At 74.0% G+C, this 24,140-nt stretch carries 23 protein-coding genes; 16 read left to right on the top strand and 7 right to left on the bottom strand.

Going from position 1 to position 24,140, the window contains the following annotated elements; all coding sequences use genetic code 11:
* Window positions 1–23: 23 nt before the first annotated feature.
* On the top strand, window positions 24–503 hold the full coding sequence (locus AC060K_RS04115; protein WP_483764188.1) for a hypothetical protein: 480 nt from the start codon (window positions 24–26) through the stop codon (window positions 501–503).
* Window positions 504–555: 52 nt separating this feature from the next.
* Here AC060K_RS04115 and AC060K_RS04110 read toward each other — a convergent pair whose 3' ends face one another.
* Complete coding sequence (locus AC060K_RS04110) at window positions 556–1,614, bottom strand: hypothetical protein (RefSeq protein WP_483764187.1); 1,059 nt, start codon at window positions 1,612–1,614, stop codon at window positions 556–558.
* A 101-nt stretch (window positions 1,615–1,715) separates the two neighbouring features.
* Between AC060K_RS04110 and AC060K_RS04105 the strand changes: the two genes are divergently transcribed.
* The gene (locus AC060K_RS04105) at window positions 1,716–2,306 is read left to right on the top strand and encodes a TetR/AcrR family transcriptional regulator (protein WP_483764186.1); all 591 of its coding nucleotides are present in this window, start codon (window positions 1,716–1,718) and stop codon (window positions 2,304–2,306) included.
* Between the two features lie 89 nt (window positions 2,307–2,395).
* Window positions 2,396–3,364 carry a bifunctional riboflavin kinase/FAD synthetase gene (locus tag AC060K_RS04100; RefSeq protein ID WP_483764185.1) on the top strand — a complete coding sequence of 323 codons (969 nt, stop codon included), beginning with the start codon at window positions 2,396–2,398 and terminating at the stop codon, window positions 3,362–3,364.
* A gap of 84 nt (window positions 3,365–3,448) precedes the next feature.
* Here AC060K_RS04100 and AC060K_RS04095 read toward each other — a convergent pair whose 3' ends face one another.
* Entirely contained in the window at window positions 3,449–5,344 is a 1,896-nt protein-coding gene (locus tag AC060K_RS04095; protein ID WP_483764184.1) for a DUF6345 domain-containing protein, read from the bottom strand.
* Window positions 5,345–5,550: 206 nt separating this feature from the next.
* Here AC060K_RS04095 and AC060K_RS04090 point away from each other — a divergent pair, with 206 nt between their 5' ends.
* The 10 genes from AC060K_RS04090 to AC060K_RS04045 all read left to right on the top strand — a co-directional run bounded on the left by AC060K_RS04090 (window position 5,551) and on the right by AC060K_RS04045 (window position 16,368).
* On the top strand, window positions 5,551–6,687 hold the full coding sequence (locus AC060K_RS04090; RefSeq protein WP_483764183.1) for a semialdehyde dehydrogenase: 1,137 nt from the start codon (window positions 5,551–5,553) through the stop codon (window positions 6,685–6,687).
* Window positions 6,684–8,036, top strand: coding sequence for an NAD(P)/FAD-dependent oxidoreductase (locus AC060K_RS04085; RefSeq protein ID WP_483764182.1), 1,353 nt, complete (start codon window positions 6,684–6,686; stop codon window positions 8,034–8,036). Before AC060K_RS04090 ends, AC060K_RS04085 begins: the two co-directional genes overlap by 4 nt.
* 51 nt (window positions 8,037–8,087) lie before the next feature.
* Window positions 8,088–8,774, top strand: a complete 687-nt coding sequence (locus AC060K_RS04080) for an ABC transporter ATP-binding protein (RefSeq protein WP_483764181.1) — start codon at window positions 8,088–8,090, stop codon at window positions 8,772–8,774.
* On the top strand, window positions 8,771–10,384 hold the full coding sequence (locus AC060K_RS04075) for a DUF6297 family protein (protein ID WP_483764180.1): 1,614 nt from the start codon (window positions 8,771–8,773) through the stop codon (window positions 10,382–10,384). Before AC060K_RS04080 ends, AC060K_RS04075 begins: the two co-directional genes overlap by 4 nt.
* An 84-nt stretch (window positions 10,385–10,468) precedes the next feature.
* Window positions 10,469–10,738, top strand: coding sequence for a 30S ribosomal protein S15 (gene rpsO / locus AC060K_RS04070; RefSeq protein WP_483764179.1), 270 nt, complete (start codon window positions 10,469–10,471; stop codon window positions 10,736–10,738).
* A 198-nt stretch (window positions 10,739–10,936) separates the two neighbouring features.
* On the top strand, window positions 10,937–13,195 hold the full coding sequence (locus AC060K_RS04065; protein ID WP_483764178.1) for a polyribonucleotide nucleotidyltransferase: 2,259 nt from the start codon (window positions 10,937–10,939) through the stop codon (window positions 13,193–13,195).
* 1 nt (window position 13,196) lies between these two features.
* Window positions 13,197–14,528, top strand: coding sequence for a M16 family metallopeptidase (locus AC060K_RS04060; protein ID WP_483764177.1), 1,332 nt, complete (start codon window positions 13,197–13,199; stop codon window positions 14,526–14,528).
* 15 nt (window positions 14,529–14,543) lie between these two features.
* Complete coding sequence (gene dapB, locus AC060K_RS04055; RefSeq protein WP_483764176.1) at window positions 14,544–15,320, top strand: 4-hydroxy-tetrahydrodipicolinate reductase; 777 nt, start codon at window positions 14,544–14,546, stop codon at window positions 15,318–15,320.
* On the top strand, window positions 15,317–15,793 hold the full coding sequence (locus AC060K_RS04050) for a hypothetical protein (protein WP_483764175.1): 477 nt from the start codon (window positions 15,317–15,319) through the stop codon (window positions 15,791–15,793). The genes dapB and AC060K_RS04050 overlap by 4 nt, the downstream gene beginning before the upstream one ends.
* A gap of 107 nt (window positions 15,794–15,900) precedes the next feature.
* A complete protein-coding gene (locus AC060K_RS04045; protein ID WP_483764174.1) occupies window positions 15,901–16,368 on the top strand; it encodes a hypothetical protein in 468 nt (155 codons plus the stop codon).
* Window positions 16,369–16,385: 17 nt separating this feature from the next.
* Here AC060K_RS04045 and AC060K_RS04040 read toward each other — a convergent pair whose 3' ends face one another.
* Genes AC060K_RS04040 through AC060K_RS04025 form a run of 4 tightly spaced genes read right to left on the bottom strand, consistent with a single transcriptional unit; the run spans window position 16,386 to window position 19,519 of the window.
* Window positions 16,386–16,889: an N-acetyltransferase family protein gene (locus AC060K_RS04040; protein WP_483764173.1), complete on the bottom strand. Its 504-nt coding sequence runs from the start codon at window positions 16,887–16,889 to the stop codon at window positions 16,386–16,388.
* Between the two features lie 46 nt (window positions 16,890–16,935).
* Window positions 16,936–17,256: an AzlD domain-containing protein gene (locus AC060K_RS04035; RefSeq protein WP_483764172.1), complete on the bottom strand. Its 321-nt coding sequence runs from the start codon at window positions 17,254–17,256 to the stop codon at window positions 16,936–16,938.
* A complete protein-coding gene (locus AC060K_RS04030) occupies window positions 17,253–18,017 on the bottom strand; it encodes an AzlC family ABC transporter permease (RefSeq protein ID WP_483764171.1) in 765 nt (254 codons plus the stop codon). Before AC060K_RS04030 ends, AC060K_RS04035 begins: the two co-directional genes overlap by 4 nt.
* A 29-nt stretch (window positions 18,018–18,046) precedes the next feature.
* Window positions 18,047–19,519, bottom strand: a complete 1,473-nt coding sequence (locus AC060K_RS04025; protein WP_483764170.1) for an NAD-dependent succinate-semialdehyde dehydrogenase — start codon at window positions 19,517–19,519, stop codon at window positions 18,047–18,049.
* Window positions 19,520–19,627: 108 nt separating this feature from the next.
* Between AC060K_RS04025 and dapA the strand changes: the two genes are divergently transcribed.
* The 3 genes from dapA (at window position 19,628) to AC060K_RS04010 (ending at window position 23,335) form a co-directional block, all read left to right on the top strand.
* Window positions 19,628–20,581 (top strand): 4-hydroxy-tetrahydrodipicolinate synthase, encoded by a 954-nt coding sequence (gene dapA, locus AC060K_RS04020; protein WP_483764169.1) that lies wholly within the window; start codon window positions 19,628–19,630, stop codon window positions 20,579–20,581.
* 31 nt (window positions 20,582–20,612) lie between these two features.
* On the top strand, window positions 20,613–22,298 hold the full coding sequence (locus tag AC060K_RS04015; RefSeq protein ID WP_483764168.1) for a ribonuclease J: 1,686 nt from the start codon (window positions 20,613–20,615) through the stop codon (window positions 22,296–22,298).
* Window positions 22,299–22,438: 140 nt separating this feature from the next.
* Complete coding sequence (locus AC060K_RS04010) at window positions 22,439–23,335, top strand: DUF4328 domain-containing protein (protein ID WP_483764167.1); 897 nt, start codon at window positions 22,439–22,441, stop codon at window positions 23,333–23,335.
* A 73-nt stretch (window positions 23,336–23,408) separates the two neighbouring features.
* Here AC060K_RS04010 and AC060K_RS04005 read toward each other — a convergent pair whose 3' ends face one another.
* Window positions 23,409–24,074 carry a TetR/AcrR family transcriptional regulator gene (locus tag AC060K_RS04005; protein ID WP_483764166.1) on the bottom strand — a complete coding sequence of 222 codons (666 nt, stop codon included), beginning with the start codon at window positions 24,072–24,074 and terminating at the stop codon, window positions 23,409–23,411.
* Window positions 24,075–24,140: the final 66 nt, after the last annotated feature.

The raw sequence follows: 24,140 nt of genomic DNA, 5'->3' as shown, positions 1-24,140 counted from the left end.
TATCCGGTTGGTACTTTATGCCAATGGGGGTTCGGATCACGGCGGGATGCGAGGACCTGGGCGCTGTCGTGGCGTCCCTTCCGGCGTTCGTGGGGAGGGACCTGAGCGTCGACATCATGGAGGGTGGCAGGGAGGGCACGGCGAGCACCGCTCCTCTCCTGTCGGCCCTGGTGCATGCGCTGCCGTGGTGGCCGCAGGACGTCGCCGAGCTCGGGATCGCCTTCGAGGACGCCTACCTCACGATGCGGGCGCTGCAGGGACGGCTCGTCGTCCGGACACGGTTCCCGGCCGTGCGGACCGGCCGCACGGCCGAGCCGCTGGACCCGCTGCAGCTCGGCTGGCGGTGGTCGGGGCAGACGCACATCCAGCTCCTGGGATCGACCCGCACCGAGACCGACCTGACCCACTTCGCGAACGTGCTCGACGTGACGGTGCGACGCTCCCTGGGGGAGGACCGGCTGACCGGCTTCATGTACGGCGCGCCGGAGGCCGGGGTCGCCTGACCCCGGCCCGGCCCGCCGGGTCCTCCGCGGCCCCGGCCCCGTGCCGGCCCGGTCACGCCTTGCGGGCGTGGCCCACGAGCGCGAGCGCCAGGCCGCCCGCCGCCCAGAGACCCAGGGCGAGCCAGGCCTGGTCCGCGTCTGCCTGCGGGAAGTACGAGAGGTCGCGCAGCAGGGTGGCGCTCGCGCCCGGCGGGAACCACTGGCCGACGGCGCCCCAGTGCCAGGGCAGGAACTCCGGAGGCATGGTGGCCCCGGAGATCGGGTTGGCGATCAGCATCATCACCACCGGACCGAACGCGATCCCTGCCCGTCCGAAGAGTGCCACCATGCCGATGATCGGGGCGGCGATGGCAGCCACCGAGAGGGCGAGCGCGGCGGCGTCGACCCACCAGCCGCCCTGGAGCGCGCCGTACCAGGACTGCAGGATCCCGGCCAGCACGCCGCCGCTGAGCAGCGAGTAGGCGGTGACGGCGACGATGCGGCGCAGCGAGCCCGTCACGGCGAGCGACACGCCGATCCCGCCGATCATGCCGCCGAGGAGGATGGGGAACATCGCCGCGGTGAGCCCGGCGCCCCGCGGGTCGTCCGCGGAGAGGGGCGCCACGTCCGTCACGACGACCTGCGGCGCCTCGGGAGCGTCGGCCGGCACCGCGGCCTGGCCTTGGGCGGCTGCCTGAGCCGCTGCCTGGGCTGCCGCGGCCGCAGCCTGTACCCGCACGCCCTCCTGGAGCTGGGCGGCGACCTGCGTCATGAGCTGGTGGGTCACGGCGCTCGCTGCGGAGGCGGTGAGGACCTCAGGGGCCTCGCCGGGCCTGCCGAGGACGATCGCGCCGTACGTCTCGCGGGTCTCGACGGCCCGCACGGCGGCGTCCCGGTCGGTGACCTCGACGACGTCGAGCACGCCCGGACGGGCCTCGTCGACGGCGCCCGTCACGGCGGCGACGGCCTCGGGCGGTCCGGTGACCGCCACGGGCAGGTCCCCCGGCTCGGACGTGACGGCGGGCCAGGTGAACGCCAGGACCAGGACGGCGAGGACGACGGTGAGCGCCACGCCGAGGGCCAGGGCACGAGGGAGCGGGGTGTGCGGGTCGGGGACGTCTCGCTGGGCCATGGGGTCCTCCTCGAATAAAAAACGAACGTTCGTTTTACAGGGCCGACGATCCTCCCGCCGCCGTATGCTTGTCAATCCTGAGAGCGAGAGGAGGCGCGACAGTGCCCAAGGTCACAGAGGCGCACCGCGAGGCCCGCCGCGAGGAGATCCTCGCCGCGGCGATCCGGGCGTTCGCCGCCAAGGGCTATCAGCGCACCTCCATCGCGGACGTGATCGCCGAGGCGGGCCTGTCGGCCGGGGCCATCTACGGCCACTTCGACGGCAAGCGGGACCTCTTCGTCGCCGTCGCCCGCGAGATGCTCGCCCGGCGGGACGCCGAGCTCTCGCACGTCGCCGCCACCTCCGAGCCGCCGAGCCCGGGAGAGGCGCTGGAGATCTTCCTCCGGGGGATCAAGCGTGAGGGCGTGGCGCTCGGCGTGCTTCTCCAGCTCTGGGGCGAGGCCACGGTGGACGGCGAGGTGCGCGAGCTCGTGACGGAGTCCGTCCTCGGCGTCCGAGAGGTCCTGCGGACGGCGCTGCGGGCCTGGTTCGCCGCGCACCCGCCGGAGGGCGACGTCGAGGCAGAGGTCGAGAGCCTCCTGCCCGTGATGACGGCGCTGGGCCAGGGATTCGTGCTGCAGTCGGCGGTCCTGGAGGAGTTCGACGAGGAGCGCTACCTGGAGACGGTGCGCCGGGTCCTCCCGCACGCCTGATTCTCCGCTGGGGCCTTCGGCGTGGCACGCTGGTCCAGCGCTCCTGGCCGCAGCCCGGGGCGATCCGCATGGACGAAGGAGCTCGACGAGTGCAGCTGTGGACGGACCTGGAGCAGGTCCCCCCGGGGTTCGGCCCGTCGGTCGTGACGATCGGCAACTTCGACGGTGTCCACCGTGGGCACCGTGCCGTGCTGGGCCGGATCGTGCAGCTCGCCCGGGCCGACGACGCCCGGGCCGTCGCGGTGACCTTCCACCCGCACCCGGCCGCCGTGCACCGCCCGGACACGGCGCCCGAGCTGATCACCGGCCTGCAGGACCGGCTGGATCTCATGGCCGAGTCGGGTCTCGACGCGGTCCTCCTCGTGGAGTACACGCTCGACTTCGCGGCCCAGACCCCTGACGAGTTCGTGACCCGCTTCCTCGTGGACGGGCTCCGCGCCCGCACCGTGGTGGTGGGGCACGACGTCCGGTTCGGCAAGCAGAACGCCGGGACCCTCGCCACGATGGTGGAGCTCGGGGGGCACCACGGGTTCGAGGTCGTGGCTATCGAGGACGTGGGGGAGTGCGTCCCGCCCACGGGAGCGGGCCAGCAGCGCTGGTCGTCGACGGCGGTGCGGGCGCTCCTCGCGGAGGGCGACGTGGCTCAGGCCGCGGATGTGCTCGGCCGCTGCCACCGGGTCCGCGGAGTGGTGGTGCACGGCGACGCCCGCGGGCGGGAGCTCGGCTTCCCCACGGCGAACCTGGGCGCCATCACCGGCATGGTCCCCGCCGACGGCGTGTACGCGGGCAGGCTCCGCCGGCCCTCGCTGGCCGAGACGGAGCCCGACGCCGTGCTGCCGGCTGCCATCTCGATCGGCACCAACCCCACGTTCGACGGCGTGGAGCGCCGCGTCGAGGCCTATGTCCTCGACCGCACCGACCTCGACCTGTACGACGAGGAGGTGGTCCTCGAGTTCGTGGCCCACCTGCGCCCCACCCTGCGCTTCGACGGCATCGACGCGCTGATCACCACGATGCGCGACGACGTCGCGCGGGCCCGGGACATCCTCGGCGCCTGACGCGACCCCCCTGTGGGTATGGCTGTGGTGTGAATCCCCGGGGGAATTCACACCACAGCCATACCCGCAACGGAACGGATCAGGTCACACCGTGCCGCTGATCCACCACATGCCGACCGACCCGGAGTCGTACAGGTCCGGACCCACCGGGCCCTGGCCATGGAAGTAGTCACCGATGTTGGTCACGCCGTCCTTCGGGCGCCAGAGGCCCGTCGAGCGGTACACGACGCCGGCGGGCTCACGGTCGATCGCCGTGAGCGCCCACGCCCGCTGCACGGTCTGCGCGGGCCGGACGGTCCACCAGAGGAACTTCTCCGGGAAGAGGTACCGGGCGAAGGTGCCTCCGGTGCCGCCACCCACGCAGTACGCGTTGGTGTGGAACCCGTTGAGGATGTGCAGCCCGCGGAAGGACTCCTTCCACACCGTGGGCGTCCGCAGCACCTGGCAGGACTCCAGCTGCAGCCACTCCAGGTCACGGTTGCCCCACCGGGCGTCGTCGGGCGTGATCGCCGACCCGTCCTTGAAGGTGAACAGGCCCGGAGCGCCGTGGCCGGTGTACCAGGTCGCGTCCACGTCGTCGACGTAGCTGCTGTCCAGGCCACCGAACGACTGGTCCCGGAAGTCGTCGTCCCACGCGCCGTACCCGCGCCAGTCGAACTGCGTCCCGACGCCGCGGGAGGCCATGACCTGCTTGAACCCGATGGCGGAGTCCTGGGCGCACTGCCACTCGTCGACGGTCTGCTCGATGCCGACGTCGACCGGGCCGATCGCAAGGACGCCGAACCCGCCGCCACCCGGGACCGTGGGGACCCGGTCGGAGCCGTCACCGTCGAGCGTCACCGAGGCCGTGGTCGCGAGGCCGTTGGCGTCGGTCACCGTGACCGTCGCCGTCTCGGGACCGGGCTTCTCGTCACGGGCCGAGATCTCGTACGCGACCTTCTCCCCGTCGGCCTCGTCGAGCACCGTGCTCGACGACGACCACGAGTAGGCATACGGCTCCGTGCCGCCCTCGACGGCGACGTAGGCCTCGATCGCGGTGCCGCTCCGGGTCACCGTGACCTCGCCCGCCGGCGCGCTGTCCGGCACGGCCGGGACGAGCAGGTGCGCCTGGGAGCCGGACTCCACGACGGGGTTGCAGGTGTACTGGGGGAAGATCGCCTGCACGGTGCCCTTGCCACCGGCGTCGGTCGCCGTGAGCTCGGGGAGCTGGTACCCCAGCGTGGGCGTGTCCTGGCGCACCTCCGGGCCGTAGAGGGCGGCGCAGCTCTCGGTCGCCTCCTCGGGGCTGATGACCGGCACGTCGTCGCCCCGCTCGAGGGTGCGCAGCGTGCTGGCGAGCTGGGTGACGGTGCCGTCCGGTGCGAGCGTGAGGCGCAGCTTCGCGCCCTGTCCGCCGACCGGCAGCCCGGCCAGCTCGAACCCGAAGCTCACGACCGTGTCGAGGGCGTACGTGCCGACCTCACGGCTGTCGTCGCCGGCGAGCGTGAGCTCGCTGTGGGAGACCGTGCCGGTCGCGCGGAGGTCCGGCGTGGTCACGGCGAGCCCGGCGAGCCGGTCCGCGACCGCGAGGGCCTCCTCGTCGGGCAGCGGGCGGAGCTGCTCCAGCGCGGAGAGGTCGAGGGCCTGCGAGACCGTGGGCCGCCCGTCCTCGTCCTCGCCCTTGTCGACGACCTCCTGCGGCACGTGCTGGAAGAGCTCGGGGTCCGCATAGCTGAACCCGCCGTTCGGGAGGAGCGCGTTGCCGATCCCGAACTCCTTCGCCAGCACCTCGGCGTCGGCCGGGGTGAGGCCCTCCTGGACCACGTGGTACATCGGCGCGGCGTCAGCGGCGGCGGTGCCGGCAGCGGTGGCGGTTCGGGCTGCGGTGCCGGCCGCGGTGGCCGGCGTGCCGGCGACGGCGAGCGTGCAGATCAGCGTCAGCGCTGACCCGGTGGCGATCGTGCGGACTGCGGGTCTCCTTCGACCCATCCCCTGCGTCATGACGTCCCCTTTCGTCGTGCCGGGCCGGTGGCCCGGTCACCCCGTAACGAGCCTTCAGGCGTGGGGCGCGATACGTGCCGAGCGGGTGAGGTGGTCACGGACGGACGGGCGGGCGGGGTGAACTCCGGCGCGCCGCGCATCACCGGCCGGCCTGCCCGCCTCCCGAACAGGCGTACCCGCCCGTCCCACCACCGAGGAGGCCGGCCATGCCCGCTCCTGATCCCGCTCCTGGACGCTTCGCGTTCCTCGTGCACCCGCGCGCCGAGGTCGGCCGCGACCTCGCCCGGGTCTGGCGTCCCTTCGGGCTCGTCCCCGACCCGGTCTGGGAGCGCGCGCTGCGCCGGCTGCCGGTGCCCCCGCTGATGCTCGGCGAGGTGCGGCGGCGCGACCTGCCGGACGACGTGGTGGGCTGGATCGTCGTGGTGCCCGTCGGCGCCCGGCAGCTGCTCACCGAGGACCGTCGCTTCGTGCTCGGCAAGGTCGAGGCGGGCGTCGACCTCGCCGAGCGGCTCGGTGCGAGCGTCGTAGGGCTCGGGGGCCTCACGGCCCCGGTGACGGGCGGCGGCACGCTCCTCCGGGAGCGACCCGGCCTCACGGTGACGAACGGCAACGCCTTCACCGCGGCGCTGACCGTCGCGGCCGTCGGCAGGCTCCTCGCGGCGGCGCGCGGCCGGCGGATCGCGCTGGTGGGGGCCAGCGGCAGCGTCGGGTCGTGCGTGACGCGCCTGCTGGCGCAGGACGGGCTGCCCGACGGCGGCCCGCTCGACCTCCTCCTCGTCGCCCGCCGTCGCCGGCGGGTGGAGGTGCTGGCCGAGGAGGTGCGCGCGACGCGGCCCGACGCGACGGTGCGCGTCGCGGACTCCATGGACGCGGTGCGACAGGCAGACCTGGTCGTGGTGCTCACGTCCGCGACCGACGCCCTCCTGCGCGCCGAGCACCTGGCTCCGGGAGCCGTGGTGCTCGATGACACCCAGCCCCGCAACACGGACCCCCGCCTCGTGCAGGAACGGCCGGACGTGCTGGTCGTCGACGGTGGCCTCGCCGACGTAGGCGGCCTGGACGTGCGGGCCGACGTCGGGCTGCCGCGCGGGTACGCGTTCGCCTGCCTGTGCGAGACCATGCTCATGGCGTTCGACGGCGGGCACCCGCCGGCGCTCGGTGACGCGACGGTCGGCCACGCCCGGGCGATGGCCGCTGCCGCCGAGCGGCACGCGCACCTCGGGTTCGGCCTCGCCGAGCCGCTCTCCTTCGGCCGGCCGTCGACCGGCTGGCCCGACGCGTCCGCGCCAGGCGGCCCGGGCGCCGTCGTCGGCTCAGGGGCGCGCGCCGGAGACGCACGATGACCGGCGCACCGGTCGAGGTCGTCGTGGTCGGCGGCGGGTACGCCGCGGTCTGGGGCACGCGTGCTCTCGTGCGCGGCCTGCGCCGCGAGATCGCGGCGGGCGCCGTGCGCGTGACCGTCGTGTCGGAGAGCACCCACCACGCCTTCCACGGCTGGACCGGCGAGGTCGTCACGGGCCACGTGCGGGCCGAGCGAGCGCTCACACCCCTGGCCGCGCTCCTCCGCGACGTCCGGCTCGTGCGAGGCACGGTGGTGGAGCTGGACCGCGCCGGGCACCGCGTCGTCGCCGAGACGCCGGACGGTCCGCTCGCCCTGCCCTACGACCACGTGCTGGTCGCCGTCGGCAGCCGGGACGCGCGCGAACGCGTGCCCGGGCTGGCGCAGCACGGCTGGTCGCTCAAGGACACCGGCGGGCTGGAGGCGCTGTGCGGGCGGCTGCGTGACGTCGTCGGGCAGGCTGCGGGAGCGGCTGCCGCCGGACCGGCCGGAGAGGAGGAGGCGCGGCGCCTGCTCACCGTCGTGGTGGCGGGCGGCGGCTTCGCCGGCACCGAGGCCGCGGCCGCCGTGGCGCGCCGGCTCGCGGCCGACGCCGCCGCACGGCCGTCCCTGGCGGGGATCCGGCCGCGCGTCCTCCTGGCGCACGGCGGCAGCGACCTCCTGGCCGAGCTGCGCCCGCGCTACACCCGTCTGGCCGACTACGCCGTGGCGCGCGCCGCCGAGGCCGGCGTGGAGCTCCGGCTGACCACGCGGGTCACGGAGGTCACCCCCGAGGGCGTGCGGCTCGTGCACGACGGCGTCCCGGCGTGGGTCCCGGCCGGGAGCGTCGTGTCCGCGGTGGGCCAGGCGCCCGTCGTCGTGCCGGGGACCGAGGACCTGGAGCGCGACGCGAACGGCCGGCTCGTCACCGACGCGATGCTGCGCACCGCCGACCCGGCCGTGTGGGCCGCGGGCGACGCCGCGGCCGTCCCGCGCCCCGGCGCGACGGGGGTGTGCCCGCCCAACGCGCTCTGGGCCATCGAGGCGGGGGCGCACGCGGGCCGGTCGATCGCCCGGGTGGTGCGCGGCCGCGAGCCGCGCCCGTTCCGGTTCCCGGGCCTTGGCCAGGCCGCGAGCCTGGGACTCGGGCAGGGTGCCGCCGAGCTGTACGGCGTCCAGCTCACCGGCCGGGCCGGCTGGGTGGCACGCTGGCTGTTCTTCCACTGGTTCATGCCGTCGCGCCGCCAGGCGCTCGCGACGGTCGTGGAGTGGTTCCGGCGGCCGGTCGAAGGCCCGGCCGAACGCCCTTCCGTGGCCGCTACCTGGAACGACGCCGTCGAGGCCGGGGGCTCGCGGGCCGCGCCGGGACGGTAGCCGACCGCAACCGGCGGGGACGATTCCGCCGACCCGCACGTTGGGACCGGCGTGGACGACCTGATACTCGAGCTGACCGACCTCACCGTGGGCTACGGGGACAACCCCGTCAGCCCGCCCGTGACGCTGGAGGTGGGACGGGGCGACCTCGTCGCCGTGATCGGCGCGAACGGCACGGGCAAGTCGACGCTGCTGCGTACCGTGCTCGGGCTGCAGGAGCCGCTCGGTGGTGAGGTCCGCGCCTTCGGGCGACCGGTGGACGAGCGCGAGCACGGCTTCCGTGCCCGGGTCGCGGGCGTGCTCGACGACGACGCCTTCTTCCCCGGCGTGACGGTGCGCGAGCACCTGGTGCTGGTGGCACGCGGGCACGGGGTGCCGGGCGCGGGGGCTGTCGTGGACGACGTGCTCGGCAGGCTGGGCCTCGCCGACCACGCCGACGCCGTGCCCTACGCCCTCTCGTCCGGGCAGCGCCGCCGCTTCCTCCTGGCCGGTGCGTTCGTGCGGCCGCGCGACCTCCTCGTGCTCGACGAGCCTGAGCAGCGCCTCGACGTGCGCCTGCGCGGCGAGCTCGCGGGCTTCCTGCGTGCGGAGGCCGACGCGGGCACGGCGGTGCTCTTCGCGACGCACGACGACCGTCTCCTCGCCTCGACCGGTGCCCGCGCGCTCCTGCTCTCGGACGACGGCGTGCGGCTGCTCGACCCCGCCGACGCGCCCGCGGCCCTCGAGGCGGTCCGATGAGCGGCGCGGCCGTCGCCCGCCTCGGCGGCGGGGCGGTCGTCGACCCCGAGGAGCAGCTCAGCGGGACCGAGCTGCGTCGGCTGACGACCCGGGTGCGGCTCGCGCGTGCCGGGGTGAGCCCGGGGGAGCTCTTCACCGACCTGGCGGGCACCGTGATCTCGGTCGCGATCGCCGCCGGGATGCTCACAGGGGTCGCCGGCTGGACGCGCGACCTGCTCGACACCGGGCCGGGCACCCTCGGTCCAGGGCTCGTCCAGGGGCTCGGGCTGGCCGCTCTCGTGGTGGCCGGGGCGGGCCTGGCGCTCCGCCTCGGGCCCGCCGGCGTCGGAGCGGCAGGGGTCCGGTGGTGGGTGCCCACCACCGCGGACCGGAGCGGGCTCGTCCGGCCGTCCGTCGTGATGACGCTCCTGGCGTGGACCGGCGGCGGCGCCGCGGGCGGAGGCGTGGTGGCCGGGGTGGCCGGTGCCGACCTGGGGGCCGGGCTCTCGACCGCGGCCCTCGGCGGGTCCCTCGGGCTGCTCGTCGTGGCCTCGGCCGGCCTGCTCCAGGCGGGCCCGTCTGCCCGCGGCGGGGCACAGGACGCCCGGGCGCGCGGAGCCGACCAGGCATCCCGGCGGCGTCCTCCGGCGTCGCGCGCCCGGGACCGTGCCGCCGTCGTCCTGGACCTGCTGCTCGCCGGCGTGCCGGCGGCCGGGGTGGTGGTCCTGCTGGCCGGCAGCGCCGACGTGGCAGCCTGGACCACACCCTGGTGGGTCTCGGTGGCCGTGGCGGGCGCCGGTGCGCTCCTCGCCGTCCTGTGGGGGCGGCGGCTGGAGCGGGTGGGCGCGCCGGAGCTCCGGGCCCGGGCGGCGGTCACGGACCAGGTGCTCGGCGCGGTCCTCTCGGCCGACACCCGAGGCCTGGGCCGCGCGCTCACCGCCGGCCCGAGGCCCGGGCGCCGTCGTCGGCTCCTGGTGACGGCGCTGCGTGCCGTGCGGGGACCCCGCTCCGCGCTCCTGGCCGCGGACCTGCTGCTCGTGCTGCGCGCGCCCGGGACCCTCGCCGGAACCTTTGCGCTCGCTGCGCTCGGCGTCGTGGCCGTCCAGGTGCCGCTGCTGGCCGACGGCCTGGGGCTGTGGGCGGTCCTCGCGGGCATCGGGTACGCCGCGGCGCTGACCGCGTCGGCGGGCGCCCGAGGGGCCTCGGACGCGCCCCGGGTGGACGCGCTCCTGCCGCTCGGCGCCCGGGCGGTGCGGGCTGTACGGGTCGTTGTGCCGGGTCTCGTGGCGGCGGTGGTGCTGGCCGTCGTCGGCCCGGCGCTCGGCGACCCCGTCTGGTTCCCGGTGCTCCTCGGTGCGGCCGTGGTGCTCGGTGCGGCCGCGGTGCGGGCCGCCTACCGGCAGCCGCCGGACTGGTCGGCGCCGCTGCTCGCCACGCCCATGGGGGCGGTGCCCACGGGCGCGTTCCTGCACGCCGCCGACGGCCCGGACCTGGCGCTGGTCGGCACGGTCCCGCTTCTCGTGGCGGCCGTGACGAGCCCGTCGTGGACCGTCGCCGCCGCCCAGGTGGTGCTCGCCGTGCTGGGTGTGGCGTTCGTCCTGCCACGTCGGAAGAAACGGCTGGTAAAGTAGGAGAGCCGTCTGAACGGCCGCGGATCGAGAGCGCACCGGTGAACAAGTCCTGGTGCACCGCGCAACGACACCTGAGGAGAGCCAATGCCGCTCGATACTGCCACCAAGCAGCGCATCATGTCCGAGTACGCGACCCGCGAGGGCGACACGGGTTCGCCCGAGGTGCAGATCGCGATGCTCACCCAGCGCATCAAGGACCTCACCGAGCACCTGAAGGAGCACAAGCACGACCACCACAGCCGTCGTGGTCTGCTGCTCCTCGTCGGTCAGCGTCGTCGTCTCCTGGGCTACCTCCAGAAGGTCGACATCACGCGCTACCGCACGCTGATCGAGCGTCTCGGTCTGCGTCGCTGACCATGTCGCCTACCAGCCCGGTCCCCCTGCGGGGGCCGGGCTGGTCTGGTGAGATGTACGAGTAACAACCAGTCCGCGCCGCCGGAACCTCGTCCGGTCCTCGGTAGTGGCCTCCCGACCTGCTCAGAGCACGCGTCGGTGGGCCTCGATCGAAGACCGTCGGGTCCGGGTGGCGCACCAGACAGAAGGAGGGCACCCGTGGAGGGTCCCGAGATCCAGTTCGCCGAGGCCGTCATCGACAACGGCCGCTTCGGCAAGCGCACCGTCCGTTTCGAGACCGGGCGCCTCGCCCGGCAGGCCGCGGGCTCCGTGGCCGCCTACCTCGACGGCGAGACCATGCTGCTGTCGGCCACGACGGCCGGCAAGCACCCCAAGGAGCAGTTCGACTTCTTCCCCCTCACGGTGGACGTCGAGGAGCGCATGTACGCCGCGGGCCGCATCCCCGGCTCGTTCTTCCGCCGCGAGGGTCGTCCCTCGACCGAGGCGATCCTGGCCTGCCGCCTGATCGACCGCCCGCTGCGCCCCCTGTTCGTCAAGGGCCTGCGCAACGAGGTCCAGGTCGTCATCACCGTCCTGGCGATCCACCCGGACGACGCGTACGACACGCTGGCCATCAACGCCGCCTCGGCGTCGACCCAGATCTCCGGCCTGCCGTTCTCCGGCCCGGTCGGTGCCGTGCGCATCGCCCTCATCGACGGCCAGTGGGTCGCGTTCCCCAAGTACTCCGACAAGGAGCGCGCCGTCTTCGACATGGTCGTCGCCGGCCGTGTCGTGGGTGACGACGTCGCGATCGCCATGATCGAGGCCGAGGCTTCCGACAACTCGTGGAAGCTCATCAAGGAGGAGGGCGTCGCCGCCCCCACCGAGGAGGTCGTGGCCGAGGGTATCGAGGCCGCCAAGCCGTTCCTCCGCGTGCTGTGCGAGGCGCAGGCCGCGCTCGCCGCGCAGTCGGCCAAGCCCGTGCAGGAGTTCCCGGTCTTCCCGGACTACCAGCCGGACGCGTTCGACGCGGTCGAGGCCGCTGTGGCCGCCGACCTGCGCGAGGCCCTGGCCATCGCCGACAAGCAGAGCCGCGAGAACCGCCTCGACGAGATCAAGGCGGAGATGCTCGGCCGGCTCCAGGACGGCTTCGACGGCCGCGAGAAGGAGCTGTCGGCGGCGTACCGCTCGCTGCAGAAGAAGCTCGTGCGCCAGCGCGTCCTCACGGACGGCGTCCGCATCGACGGCCGCGGTCTGGCCGACATCCGCACGCTCTCGGCCGAGGTCGAGGTGCTCCCGCGCGTGCACGGCTCCGCCCTGTTCGAGCGTGGCGAGACCCAGATCATGGGCGTCACCACGCTGAACATGCTCCGCATGGAGCAGCAGATCGACTCGCTCGGTCCGGAGACGCGCAAGCGCTACATGCACAACTACAACTTCCCGCCGTACTCGACCGGTGAGACGGGCCGCGTGGGCTCGCCCAAGCGCCGCGAGATCGGCCACGGCGCGCTCGCCGAGCGTGCCCTGGTGCCGGTGCTGCCGTCGCGCGAGGACTTCCCCTACGCGATCCGCCAGGTCTCCGAGGCGCTGGGCTCCAACGGCTCCACGTCGATGGGTTCCGTCTGCGCGTCGACCCTGTCGCTGCTCAACGCCGGTGTGCCCCTGAAGGCGCCCGTCGCGGGCATCGCCATGGGCCTCATCTCGGACACCGTGGACGGTGAGACCCGCTACGCGGCGCTCACCGACATCCTCGGTGCCGAGGACGCGTTCGGTGACATGGACTTCAAGGTCGCCGGCACGCGCGAGTTCGTCACGGCCATCCAGCTCGACACCAAGCTCGAGGGCATCCCCGCCTCGGTCCTGGGCGCCGCGCTGAAGCAGGCCCGTGACGCCCGCCTCACGATCCTCGACGTCATCGCCGAGGCCATCGACACGCCGGACGAGATGTCCCCGAACGCCCCGCGCGTCATCACCGTGAAGGTCCCCACCGACAAGATCGGCGAGGTCATCGGCCCGAAGGGCAAGATGATCAACCAGATCCAGGAGGAGACGGGCGCGGACATCTCCATCGAGGACGACGGCACCGTGTACATCGGCGCCGTCGACGGCCCGTCGGCCGAGGCCGCCCGCGCGGCGATCAACGCGATCGCCAACCCGCACGTCCCCGAGATCGGTGAGCGCTTCGTCGGCACGGTCGTCAAGACCACGTCGTTCGGCGCGTTCATCTCGCTCGCCCCGGGGCGTGACGGTCTGCTGCACATCAGCCAGATCCGCAAGCTCGTGGGCGGCAAGCGCGTCGAGAACGTCGACGACGTGCTGTCCATCGGCCAGAAGGTCCAGGTCGAGATCGGTGAGATCGACCCGCGCGGCAAGCTCTCGCTGGTCGCCGTGACCGAGGAGTCCGAGGGTGCCGAGGGCGACGCGCCCACGGACGCCGACGCGGCCGAGGCCGTGGCGACGGAGCCGGCGGACGCCTGACGTGACCTGGCACCTTCCGCTCGTCGCTGACGGCGAGCCCGGTGCCGAGCTGACCGCCGGGCAGGATGGTGCGACGATCCGTCGCACCATCCTGCCCGGCGGTGTCCGCGTGCTCACCGAGCAGATGCCGGGCCAGCGCTCGGCGACGGTGGGCGCGTGGGTCGGCGTCGGCTCCCGGGACGAGACAGACGGGCACTTCGGCTCCACGCACTTCCTGGAGCACCTCCTCTTCAAGGGCACGGCCCGGCGCACGGCGATGGACATCGCCGAGGCGTTCGACGCCGTGGGCGGCGAGGCCAACGCCGCCACCGGCAAGGAGCACACGTGCTACTACGCGCGCGTGCTCGACACCGACCTGCCCATGGCGGTCGACGTCATCTCCGACATGGTCACCTCCGCCCGCCTCGACGCGGACGAGCTGGAGACGGAGCGCGGGGTCATCCTCGAAGAGCTCGCCATGAACGACGACGACCCGGGCGACGTGGCGCACGAGGAGTTCTCCGCCGCCGTGCTGGGCAAGCACCCGCTCGGACGGCCGATCGGCGGCACGCCCGACACCATCAAGGCGGTCCCGCGCGAGGCCGTGCTGGAGCACTACCGCTGGCACTACCGTCCGGAGACGCTCGTGGTCACGGCCGCGGGCGGCGTGGACCACGACACGCTCGTGAAGCAGGTTTCCGACGCGCTGACCGCTGGCGGCTGGTCGCTCGACGAGGCCGTCGCGCCGCGCGCGCGCCGCTCCGACGTCGAGGACCTCGACGGCGTCCCCACCGAGGGCGTGGCCCTGACGATCCGCCGCGCGGTGGAGCAGGCGAACATCGTCATCGGCTCGACCGGGCTGTCCGCCACGGACGACCGCCGGTTCGCGCTGTCCGTGCTGAACGCCGTGCTCGGTGGCGGCATGTCGTCTCGCCTGTTCCAGGAGATCCGCGAGAAGCGGGGCCTGGCCTACACGACGTACTCGTTCGCCTCCGGCCACGGCGGCGTGGGCACGTTCGGCCTGTACGCCGGCTGTGCACCCGCCAAGGTGGACCAGGTGACGGAGCTGCTGGTCTCGGAGCTGGAGCGCCTCGCGGCCGACGGCATCACCGGCGCGGAGCTGGACCGTTCGATCGGCCAGCTCTCCGGCGGGCTGGTGCTCGGCCTCGAGGACTCGGGCTCGCGGATGAGCCGGCTCGGCAAGGCGGAGCTCGTCTACGGCGAGCTGCTGTCCGTGGCGGAGTCGCTCGAGCGCATCAAGGCCGTGACCGCCGACGACGTCCGTGCCCTCGCCGAGGACCTGGCCGCCCGGCCGCGGTCCGTGGTGCGGGTGGGCCCCTTTGGTGACGTCTGACAAGAAGGGTCGATCGTGACTGACATCAAGGTCGCCGTGCTCGGCGCCTCCGGGCGCATGGGCGCTCAGACCTGCGGTGCCGTCGAGGCCGCGCCGGGACTCGAGCTCGTCGCGCGGCTCGACCGCGACGACGTGCTCGACGCCGGCACGCTCGCCGGGGCAGACGTGGCGGTGGACTTCACGGTGCCGTCCGTGACCGAGGCCAACGTGCACGCCCTGATCGACGCGGGCGTGCATGCGGTGGTGGGCACCACGGGCTGGGACGAGGCGTCGCGGGCTCGCGTCGTCGAGCACCTCGAACGCGTCAACACCGAGCGGGAGGCGGCGGGGGAGCCGCGGCTCGGCGTGCTGATCGCGCCCAACTTCGGCCTGTCGGCGGTGCTGGCCATGACGTTCGCCGCCAAGGCGGCGCGCTACTTCGAGTCCGCAGAGGTGGTGGAGCTCCACCACCCGAACAAGGTGGACGCGCCGTCGGGCACCGCCCGGCACACCGCCGCGGCCATCGCCCGGGCGCGCGCTGAGGCGGGCCTCGGCCCGTCGCCCGACGCCACGGAGTCCGGCTGGGAGGCCCGTGGGGCCGACGTCGACGGGGTGCGCGTGCACGCCGTCCGGCTCCGGGGGCTCGTGGCGCACGAGGAGATCCTCTTCGGCAACGAGGGTGAGCAGCTCGTGATCCGGCAGGACTCGTTCGACCGGGCGTCGTTCATGCCCGGCGTGGTCCTCGCCGTCCGCTCCGTGGCCGACCGGCCCGGCCTGACCGTCGGCCTCGAGCACGTCCTGGACCTGTCGTGAGCCCCGAGCCGTCGTCGGACCGGCGGCGGCTGCCGCGCGGCCTGCCGGGCGCGATCGCCGTGACGGCGCTGCTCGCGCTCTACGTGTGGCAGATCGCAGGCCGGGGCATCGCGATGATCAGGACGGGCGAGCCCGTCCTGATCGCCATCGGCGTGGCGGTCCTGCTCATCCCGTTGCTGGTGATCGGGCTGATCGCCCGCGAGTACCGCCTGGCGAGCACCGTGCAGCGCATGGCCGACGAGCTGGCCGCGGAGGGTGACCTGCCCGTCGACGACCTGCCGCGCTCGCCCGGCGGCCGGATCGACCGCGCGGCCGCCGACGCCGCGTTCGAGCCGCGCCGTGCAGCGGTCGAGGAGCGGCCCGAGGACTGGCGCGCCTGGTACCACCTCGCGTTCGCGTACGACGCGTCGGGCGACCGTCGGCGTGCGCGGGCAGCGCTCCGCGAGGCGTCCGGTCTCTACCTCAGGAAGTAGGCGCCGAGGCGCGCGGTCGTGCCGTGGCGGCCCGCCGTGAGACGGACGACCGCCAGGGTTCACGCCGTCGTGACACGCTCGTGACACGACGCTGCGACCATCCGGGGATGGGGATCCTGACGGAGTACTTCGCGGCGCCGACCGACGAGGCCGCCGCGACCGTGCTCTTCGCCCCCGGCGGGCCGTCCTCGCCGGACCGGACCGCCGGCGGGCCGCGCTTCGACACCGTCGAGCTGCCGTCCGTCGACCCGTTCGTCATGCTCGGCACGCTCGCCGAGATGCTCTGCGGCCTGCCGTACGGGGAGGTCACGGCCAATCCGCGGCACGGGGCCCTGGTGGGCAGCGGCGGCGACGAGGGTCCGTGGGTCGTGACCGTCTCCGAGGTGCTCACCGCCGACCTCGCCGCGGCGCAGCCCAACCGGCTCGCGGAGATGGTCCGTGCCTGGACGCGGACGCACGCCGTCCACGCGCCCCCGCACCGGCTGGTCGCCGGGATGGTGGCTCTCTCGGCGCTCGCGAGCCGCGTGGTCGTGAACCGCGAGTCCCTCTACTGCTGGACCTGCCTGTCGGACTGACCGCCCCACGCTGTGGGTCAGAGCTGTGCCGACCAGCGGCGCTCGGTCACCTCTCGCACGCCCGTGGCGAGGGTTCGGACGGTCCCGTCGAACCCGAGCCCGGCAGAGCCGAGGAACGCCTCCCGGGCCGCGTCGCCCTCGAGCACCCAGGTCTTCACCTGGTCGGCGCCGTCGCTGCGCAGCCTGTCCACCGCGGCGGACAGGAGCCGCGAGCCGTGGCCCGCCCGCTGGTAGGCCGGTTCTACCTCGAGCGAGAGGATCTGGCCCGGGGCCACCGCGGTGAAGCCCACGATCCGCGGCCCGTCCAGGGCGACGAACAGCGCGAAGCCGGGGCCCGGCACCGACTCCAGGCTCGCCGCCCAGCGCTCCCGCATCTTGCCGGTGTCGAGAGCATCGATGACGCCCTCGCCGAGGAGCCCGGCGTGCCGCCAGGCGGCGACCTGCACACGGGCCATCGCCTCGTCGTCTCCGACGACGGCGGGGCGGACGGAGACGTCGGCGGTCTCGCGGAACAAGGTCATCCTCCGACCCTACCGGCCGGTGCACCCCGCCCCGTCGGGCGACGGCTCAGCCCCAGCCCAGCGCGCGCAGACCCGCCGCCGTGGCGGCCGCGAGCACCACCACCAGGATGAACGGTGCCCGCAGCGCGAGCGCCAGCGCCGCGACCGCGAGCGCCGGCAGGCGTGCGTCCACGGTGAGCGCCTGACCGTCGCCTACCGTCTGGACCACGACGAGCGACACGAGCAGCGCCACGGTCACGAGCGACGTGGTGCGGGTGACCCGCTCGGACTCGAGCCACCCCTGTGGCACGAGGTGCCCGGCGAGCTTGAGCGCGAAGCAGGCGAGCGAGGCGGCGAGCACCGTCGCCCACAGGACGGCCCCGGTCATCGGACCTCCTCCTTCTGGTCGGCCGCGTCGGCTGTGCCATCCGCGTCGGCTGTGCCATCCGCGCCGACCGCGCCGGTCCGGCCGGCGGAGGAGAGCAGCCCGACGAGCACGGCGACGGTCGCTGCTGCCAGGACCGGGATCCCCGCCGGGACCACCGGGACGAGGGCGGCGCTCGCGACCACGGCGAGCGCCGCCACGACTTGCGCCCTCCGTGGTGCGAGCCGCGGCCAGACCAGCGCGAGGAACGCCGCGGCGGCTGCCGCGTCGAGACCCCAGGCGCGCGGGTCGCCGAGGGCGTCGCCCGCCAGGGCCCCGACGAGGACGAAGGCGTTCCACAGCACGTAGACGCCCACGCCGGTCACCCAGAAGCCGACGCGGGAGGCGCCGGGGTCGGGCTGCGCGGCGGCCACCGCCGTCGACTCGTCGATGGTGAGCTGCGCCGCCGCGAGGCGCCGCCACCCGCGGACGTTCAGCAGGGGCGACACCACCGCGCCGTAGAGCGCGTTGCGGAGGCCGAGGAGGCTCGCCGTCGCGACGGCGGCGACGGGTCCGCCGGCCGCCCCCACCACGCCGACGAGCGCGAACTGCGACCCGCCGGAGAACATCAGCAGGCTGAGCGCCATGGTGGGGAGCAGGCCGATCCCGGCGGCGACCGACAGGGCGCCGAACGAGATGCCGTACAGGCCGGTCGCGACGGACACGCTCAGGCCCTGGCGGACGGCGGCGCGGGTGGCCGGGTCGGGGGAGAACAGCACGTTCACGGCCCCGACCCTACGTCGGCCACCGGCGGTCAGAGCGCCACGTACACCGTCTCCTGGTACTCCTCGAGGCCGGCCTCGCCGCCCTCGCGGCCCAGCCCGGAGTGCTTGAGCCCGCCGAAGGGGGCGCTCGCGTCCGACACGAGGCCGCGGTTGATGCCGATCATCCCGGCCTCGACCTCGTCCATGACGCGCGTCGCTCGTGTCAGGGACGTCGTGAAGGCGTAGGCGGCCAGCCCGAACTCGGTGTCGTTCGCGAGCTCGATCGCCTCGTCGTCGGACCCGAACGCCACGATCGGCGCCACGGGGCCGAAGATCTCCTCGCGCACGGCCCGTGCCTGGGGGTCGACGCCCGCGAGCACCGTGGGGTTCCAGAAGTGGCCGGCGCCGTCGGGGCGGTCGCCTCCGGCGAGGACCTGCGCGCCGCGGTCCGTCGCGTCCGCCACCAGCTCGGCGACCTTGTCGACCGCCGACGCCTGGATGAGCGGGCCCACCTGCGTGCCGGGCGCGAAGCCGGGGCCCACCTGGAGGTTCTCGAAGGCCGCCGCGAGACGGCGCCCGAACTCCCGTGCGACGTCGACGTGCACCAGGAAGCGGTTGGCGGCCACGCAGCTCTGGCCCGCGTTGCGCATCTTGGCCACGAGTGCGCCCTCGACGGCCGCGTCGAGGTCGGCGTCCGCGAAGACGACGAACGGGGCGTTGCCACCGAGCTCCATGGAGCAGTTGAGGACCTGCTGCGCGGCCTGCTCCAGGAGGAGGCTGCCGACCGGCGTGGAACCGGTGAACGACAGCTTGCGCAGGCGCGGGTCGGCGAGCAGGGGAGAGGTGACCGATCCGGCCGACGAGCTCGGGATCACGTTGACGACCCCGGCGGGCAGGCCGCGCTCGGCCAGCTCCTCGCGGATGATCTCGGCCACGAGCATCGTCGTCATCGGCGTCAGGCGCGCGGGCTTGACCACGACGGGGCAGCCGGCGGCGAGCGCCGGCCCGATCTTCCGGGTCGCCATCGCGATGGGGAAGTTCCAGGGGGTGATGAGGAGGGCCGGGCCCACGGGCCGGCGGTGGACGAGCTGCCGGTTGGCACCCGAGGGGGCCGTGCGCGCCAGGCCGTCGGACCGCACCGCCTGCTCGGCGTACCAGCGGAGGAACTCCGCGCCGTAGGTGACCTCGGCGCGGGCCTCGGCCAGGGGCTTGCCGGCCTCGGCGGTGATCAGGGCCGCCAGGTCGTCGGTACGGGCGATGATGCGCTCGTACACCGCCCGCAGGAGCTCCGAGCGCTCCCGGGGTGCGGTGGCCCGCCAGGGGGCGGAGGCGCCGTGCGCGGCGGCGAGGGCGCGGAGGGCGTCGTCGGGCGTGGCGTCCGCCACGTCGAACAAGGCCTTCTCGGTCGCGGGGTCGTGGACCTCGAAGGTCGCGCCGCCGGAGGCGGGGCCCCAGTGGCCGTCCACGAGCACGCCGGTGGGCAGGTGGGCCACAAGGGTCGGGGGAAGCGTCGTTGCCGTCATACCGACCAGTATGTCGTGAAACCCTTGCCGCTCGCTGCCCCGTCTTTTGCGGGCTCCGGGTGTGGGCGTCGCCCGCGAGGGCGGTGCGCCAGACGGTACCGTGGTCCTATGGTCCTTCCTGTCGCCTCCCCTGGAGCCCCTGCGCGCCCCTTCGGCGCGGTGCTCACCGCCATGGTCACGCCGATGACGCCGGACGGCGTCGTCGACCTGGACGCCGCGGTGCGGGTCGCGAAGAAGCTGGTCGACGACGGGAACGACGGCCTGGTGCTGTCCGGGACCACCGGCGAGTCGCCCACCACGCACGCGCCGGAGAAGCAGGAGCTCGTCGCCGCGGTCGTCGAGGCCGTGGGTGACCGTGCGGTCGTCGTCGCCGGTGCCGGCTCGAACGACACCGACCACGCGGTCCGGATGGCCGTCCAGGCCGCGGAGGCGGGGGCCGACGGACTGCTCGTCGTGGCGCCGTACTACTCGCGTCCCAGCCAGGAGGGCCTGTACCGGCACTTCTCGGCGATCGCGGACGCCACGGACCTGCCCGTGATGCTCTACGACGTGCCGGGTCGCACCGGCGTCAAGATCGCGCCTGCGACGTGGGAGCGCATCGCCGCGCACCCGCGCGTCGTCGCGAACAAGGACGCCTCGGGCGACGTCTACGCGGCCACGAAGCTCGCCGAGGCGACCGGCCTGGCCTGGTACTCCGGAGACGACGCGCTGCTGCTGCCGTTCCTGGCGCACGGCGGAGCCGGTATCGTCTCCGTGTCGGCCCACGCCGTGGGCGGCATCTTCGCCGAGGTGGTGCGCCGGTTCGACGCCGGGGACCACGTCGGCGCCCTCGCGGCCTTCCGCACCGCGATCCCCGTCATCGACGCCCTCAACGGCGCCGGCTTCCAGGCCGTCATGGCCAAGGCCGCGCTCCAGGTCCAGGGCGTCATCGAGCACCGCACCCTGCGTCTGCCCTATGTGGAGGCGAGCGACGACGAGGTCGCCGCCGTCCGCGAGGCGCTCGCGCGGGCCGGGGTGCTCAGCCCGGCCACCGCGGGCGCTGCCCGCAGCGCCGGGCAATGAGACTTTGTAGGAACGAGGCCTTGGAGGCCAAGTGAGCCACCCTCACCCTGAACTATCCCTTCCGCCCGCGCTGCCGCCCGGCGGCCTGCGCGTGGTCGCCCTCGGCGGCCTCGGCGAGGTGGGGCGCAACATGGCGGTCCTCGAGCACGAGGGGCGCCTGCTGGTCATCGACTGCGGCGTCCTCTTCCCCGAGGACAACCAGCCCGGCGTGGACCTGATCCTGCCGGACTTCGACTACATCAAGGACCGTCTCGCCGACATCGAGGCGATCGTCCTGACGCACGGGCACGAGGACCACATCGGTGCCGTCCCGTACCTGCTCCGCCTGCGCCGCGACATCCCGCTCGTGGGCTCGCAGCTGACCCTCGCGTTCGTCGAGGCCAAGCTCAAGGAGCACCGCATCACCCCCGTCACCCTCGCGGTCAAGGAGGGCCAGGTCGAGAAGCTCGGCGTCTTCGAGTGCGAGTTCGTGGCGGTGAACCACTCCATCCCGGACGCGCTCGCCGTCGCGGTTACGACCGCCGCCGGCACCGTGCTGCACACGGGCGACTTCAAGATGGACCAGCTCCCGCTCGACGGGCGCATCACCGACCTGCGGGCGTTCGCCCGCCTGGGCGAGAAGGGCGTCGACCTGTTCATGGTCGACTCCACGAACGCCGAGGTGCCGGGCTTCGTCACGCCCGAGGTCGAGATCGGGCCCGTGCTGGACACGGTGTTCGGCCAGTCGGACAAGCGGATCATCGTGGCGTCGTTCTCGTCGCACGTGCACCGCGTCCAGCAGGTCCTCAACGCCGCGCACAACCACGGCCGCCGCGTCGCGTTCGTGGGCCGGTCGATGATCCGGAACATGGGCATCGCGGCCGAGCTCGGGTACCTCAACGTGCCCGAGGGCGTGCTGATCGACGTCAAGAAGGCCGGCAACCTGCCCGACGACCGGATCGTCTACATGTCCACCGGCTCCCAGGGTGAGCCCATGGCAGCGCTGTCGCGCATGGCCAACGGCGACCACCAGGTCCAGGTCAGCCACGGCGACACGGTGATCCTGGCCTCGTCGCTGATCCCGGGCAACGAGAACGCGGTGTTCCGCATCATCAACGGGCTCACCCGGCTCGGCGCGCGCGTGGTGCACGGCGGCAACGCCAAGGTGCACGTCTCCGGGCACGCCTCGGCCGGCGAGCTCATGTACTGCTACAACATCCTCAAGCCGCGCAACGTCATGCCGGTGCACGGCGAGGTGCGCCACCTCGTCGCCAACGCGGCCATCGCGGTCAAGACCGGCGTGCCGGCCGACCGGGTCGTGCTGGCCGAGGACGGCGTGGTGGTCGACCTGGTCGACGGCCGTGCGTCCGTCGTCGGGGCCGTGCCCTGCGGCTACGTGTACGTCGACGGTTCGTCCGTGGGCGAGATCACCGAGGTCGAGCTCAAGGACCGCCAGATCCTCGGCGAGGAGGGCTTCGTGTCCGTCTTCGCCGTGATCGACACGGCGACGGGCAAGGTCCTCGCCGGGCCGCAGATCCTCGCACGCGGCATGGCGGAGGACGCCAAGGTGTTCGACGGCGTGCTGCCTGAGCTCACCACGGCTCTTGAGAACGCAGTCGCCGGCGGGGCGACCGACACCCACGCGCTCCAGCAGGTCATGCGCCGGACCGTGGGTCGCTTCGTAGCCACGCGCCTGCGTCGCAAGCCGATGATCGTGCCGGTGGTCGTGGAGGCGTAACCCCTCTCGCTGCGGGTACACGTATGGCCGCCCTTTTCGCGGAGGGGGCGGCCATACGCGTACCCACAGCGGTGTCCTGCGGTGTCTGCGGTGGGCGCTACTGTTCGGGCGCTACCGCACCACCTCCAGGAGGCACCACCTTGTCCGAGCCCCAGCCTGCGCCGGGTCAGAACGACTCCGTCAACCCGTTCGCGCCCCCGGCAGGCGCACCCCCGGCAGGCGCGCCCCCGGCAGGCGCACCTCCGGCAGGCGCACCTCCGGCCGCGCCGCCCGTGGCATCGCCCGTTTCCGGCCCGGCGCCCGCAGCTCAGCCCGGGCCTCCGGCCTACGGCGCCGCGGCCGGGTACGGCCCGGCCTACGGCACGCCCTACCCGGTCGCGCCCGCTCCCGGGCCGTACGGCAGCCCTTACCCGACCGCGCGGCCCACCGTCCCCAGCGGGATCGCGACCGCCGCGATCATCCTCGCGGCGGTCTGGATGGCCTACCGGGCGGTCCTGGCCCTGAGTTCATGGGCCTCGGTGGGCGCCTGGGAGGACGCTGCGGCCTCCGGTCTGGCCTACATCGACACCGGGTGGCTGCCCTACGACTCGGCCTCGCCCCTCACCGTGCCCCTGACCGTGGCGATGTACGTGGTCGGCTGCGTGTGGCTCTACCGGAGCCGGGTGTTCGCCGAGGCGGACAACCCGGGCGCGCGGCACGCCCGCAGCCGGGTGTGGGTGTGGCTGGGCTGGTGGGTGCCGGTGGTGTCCCTGTGGTTCCCGTTCCAGGTGGTCCGCGACGTGCGGCAGGCGACCATCACGTATCCCCGGAGCGGTCTCGGGGCCTGGTGGGCGTGCTGGCTGGGTGTCAACCTCCTCGACCAGATGATCTCCCGGATGCTGGGGGGTCTCCTGGGGACGGACCCGTTGACCGAGTCGGTCTCGGCGGTGCCTGTCCTTGAGACGGTGGCGGCTGTCCTCACGGCTGTCGCGGGCCTGCTCTGGATCTCGTACGTGCGGGAGCTGAGGGCGGCGCAGCGGTCCCGCGTCGCCTCCTGACCCTCTCCCGCTGTGGGTATGCGTATGGCCGCCTGAACCTCGGGGAGGGCGGCCATACGCGTACCCACAGCGATCAGACCGGCTCGGCGCGCAGCAGGCCCGGACCCACGGCCCCGGCGGCGTCCGCATAGCGTCGTGCCCGGGCGTCGTCGTCGCCCGGCAGCAGCCCGGCGAGCTCCAGCGACACCAGCCCGTGGACCAGGCCCCACAGGCCCACTGCGGCGGCCTCGACCCGCTCGGGCGGGGCGCCGTCGAGCACCCGCGCGACGGCGTCGCGCAGCACCCCGAAGGTGGGCTGCTGCGTGGCGGCCGGGGCACCGTTGCCCGACGGCGGCTCGCCCGGCTCGGGCGCGCCCGCAGGCTCACCCGTGCCCGTGCCCGTGCCCGTGCCCGTGCCGGGCGGCACGGCCCTGTCGAACATGACGCGGTAGAAGTGCGGGTCGGCGAGGGCGCTCTCCCGGTAGGCGAGCCCGAGCCCGGCCAGGTCGGCGACCGGGTCCGCGGAGCGCGGGGCTGCCGCCAGGTGCGCGGCGAAGCGGCGGAAGCCCTCGGCGCTCACGGCGGCCACAAGGTCCTCCCGCGACCCGAAGAGCGAGTAGACCGCCGAGGCGCTCGTCCCGGCCTCTGCGGCGACGGACCGCACGGTGACGGAGCCCTCGCCGCCGGCGGAGATCACGCGCGAGGCGACCTCGAGCAAGCGGGTGCGGAGGGCGTCGTCGTGCAGGCGGGGGCGGGGCATGCGACGAGTCTAGGACCTTGACGCACGTTCGCGAACGGTGTTCTATAACGCTGTTACAGAAACGAG

This window comes from Antribacter sp. NEAU-D49 (assembly GCF_057158775.1).
The sequence above is the reverse complement of the archived record's forward strand: the minus strand, read 5'-3'. Positions and strand labels throughout refer to the sequence as shown.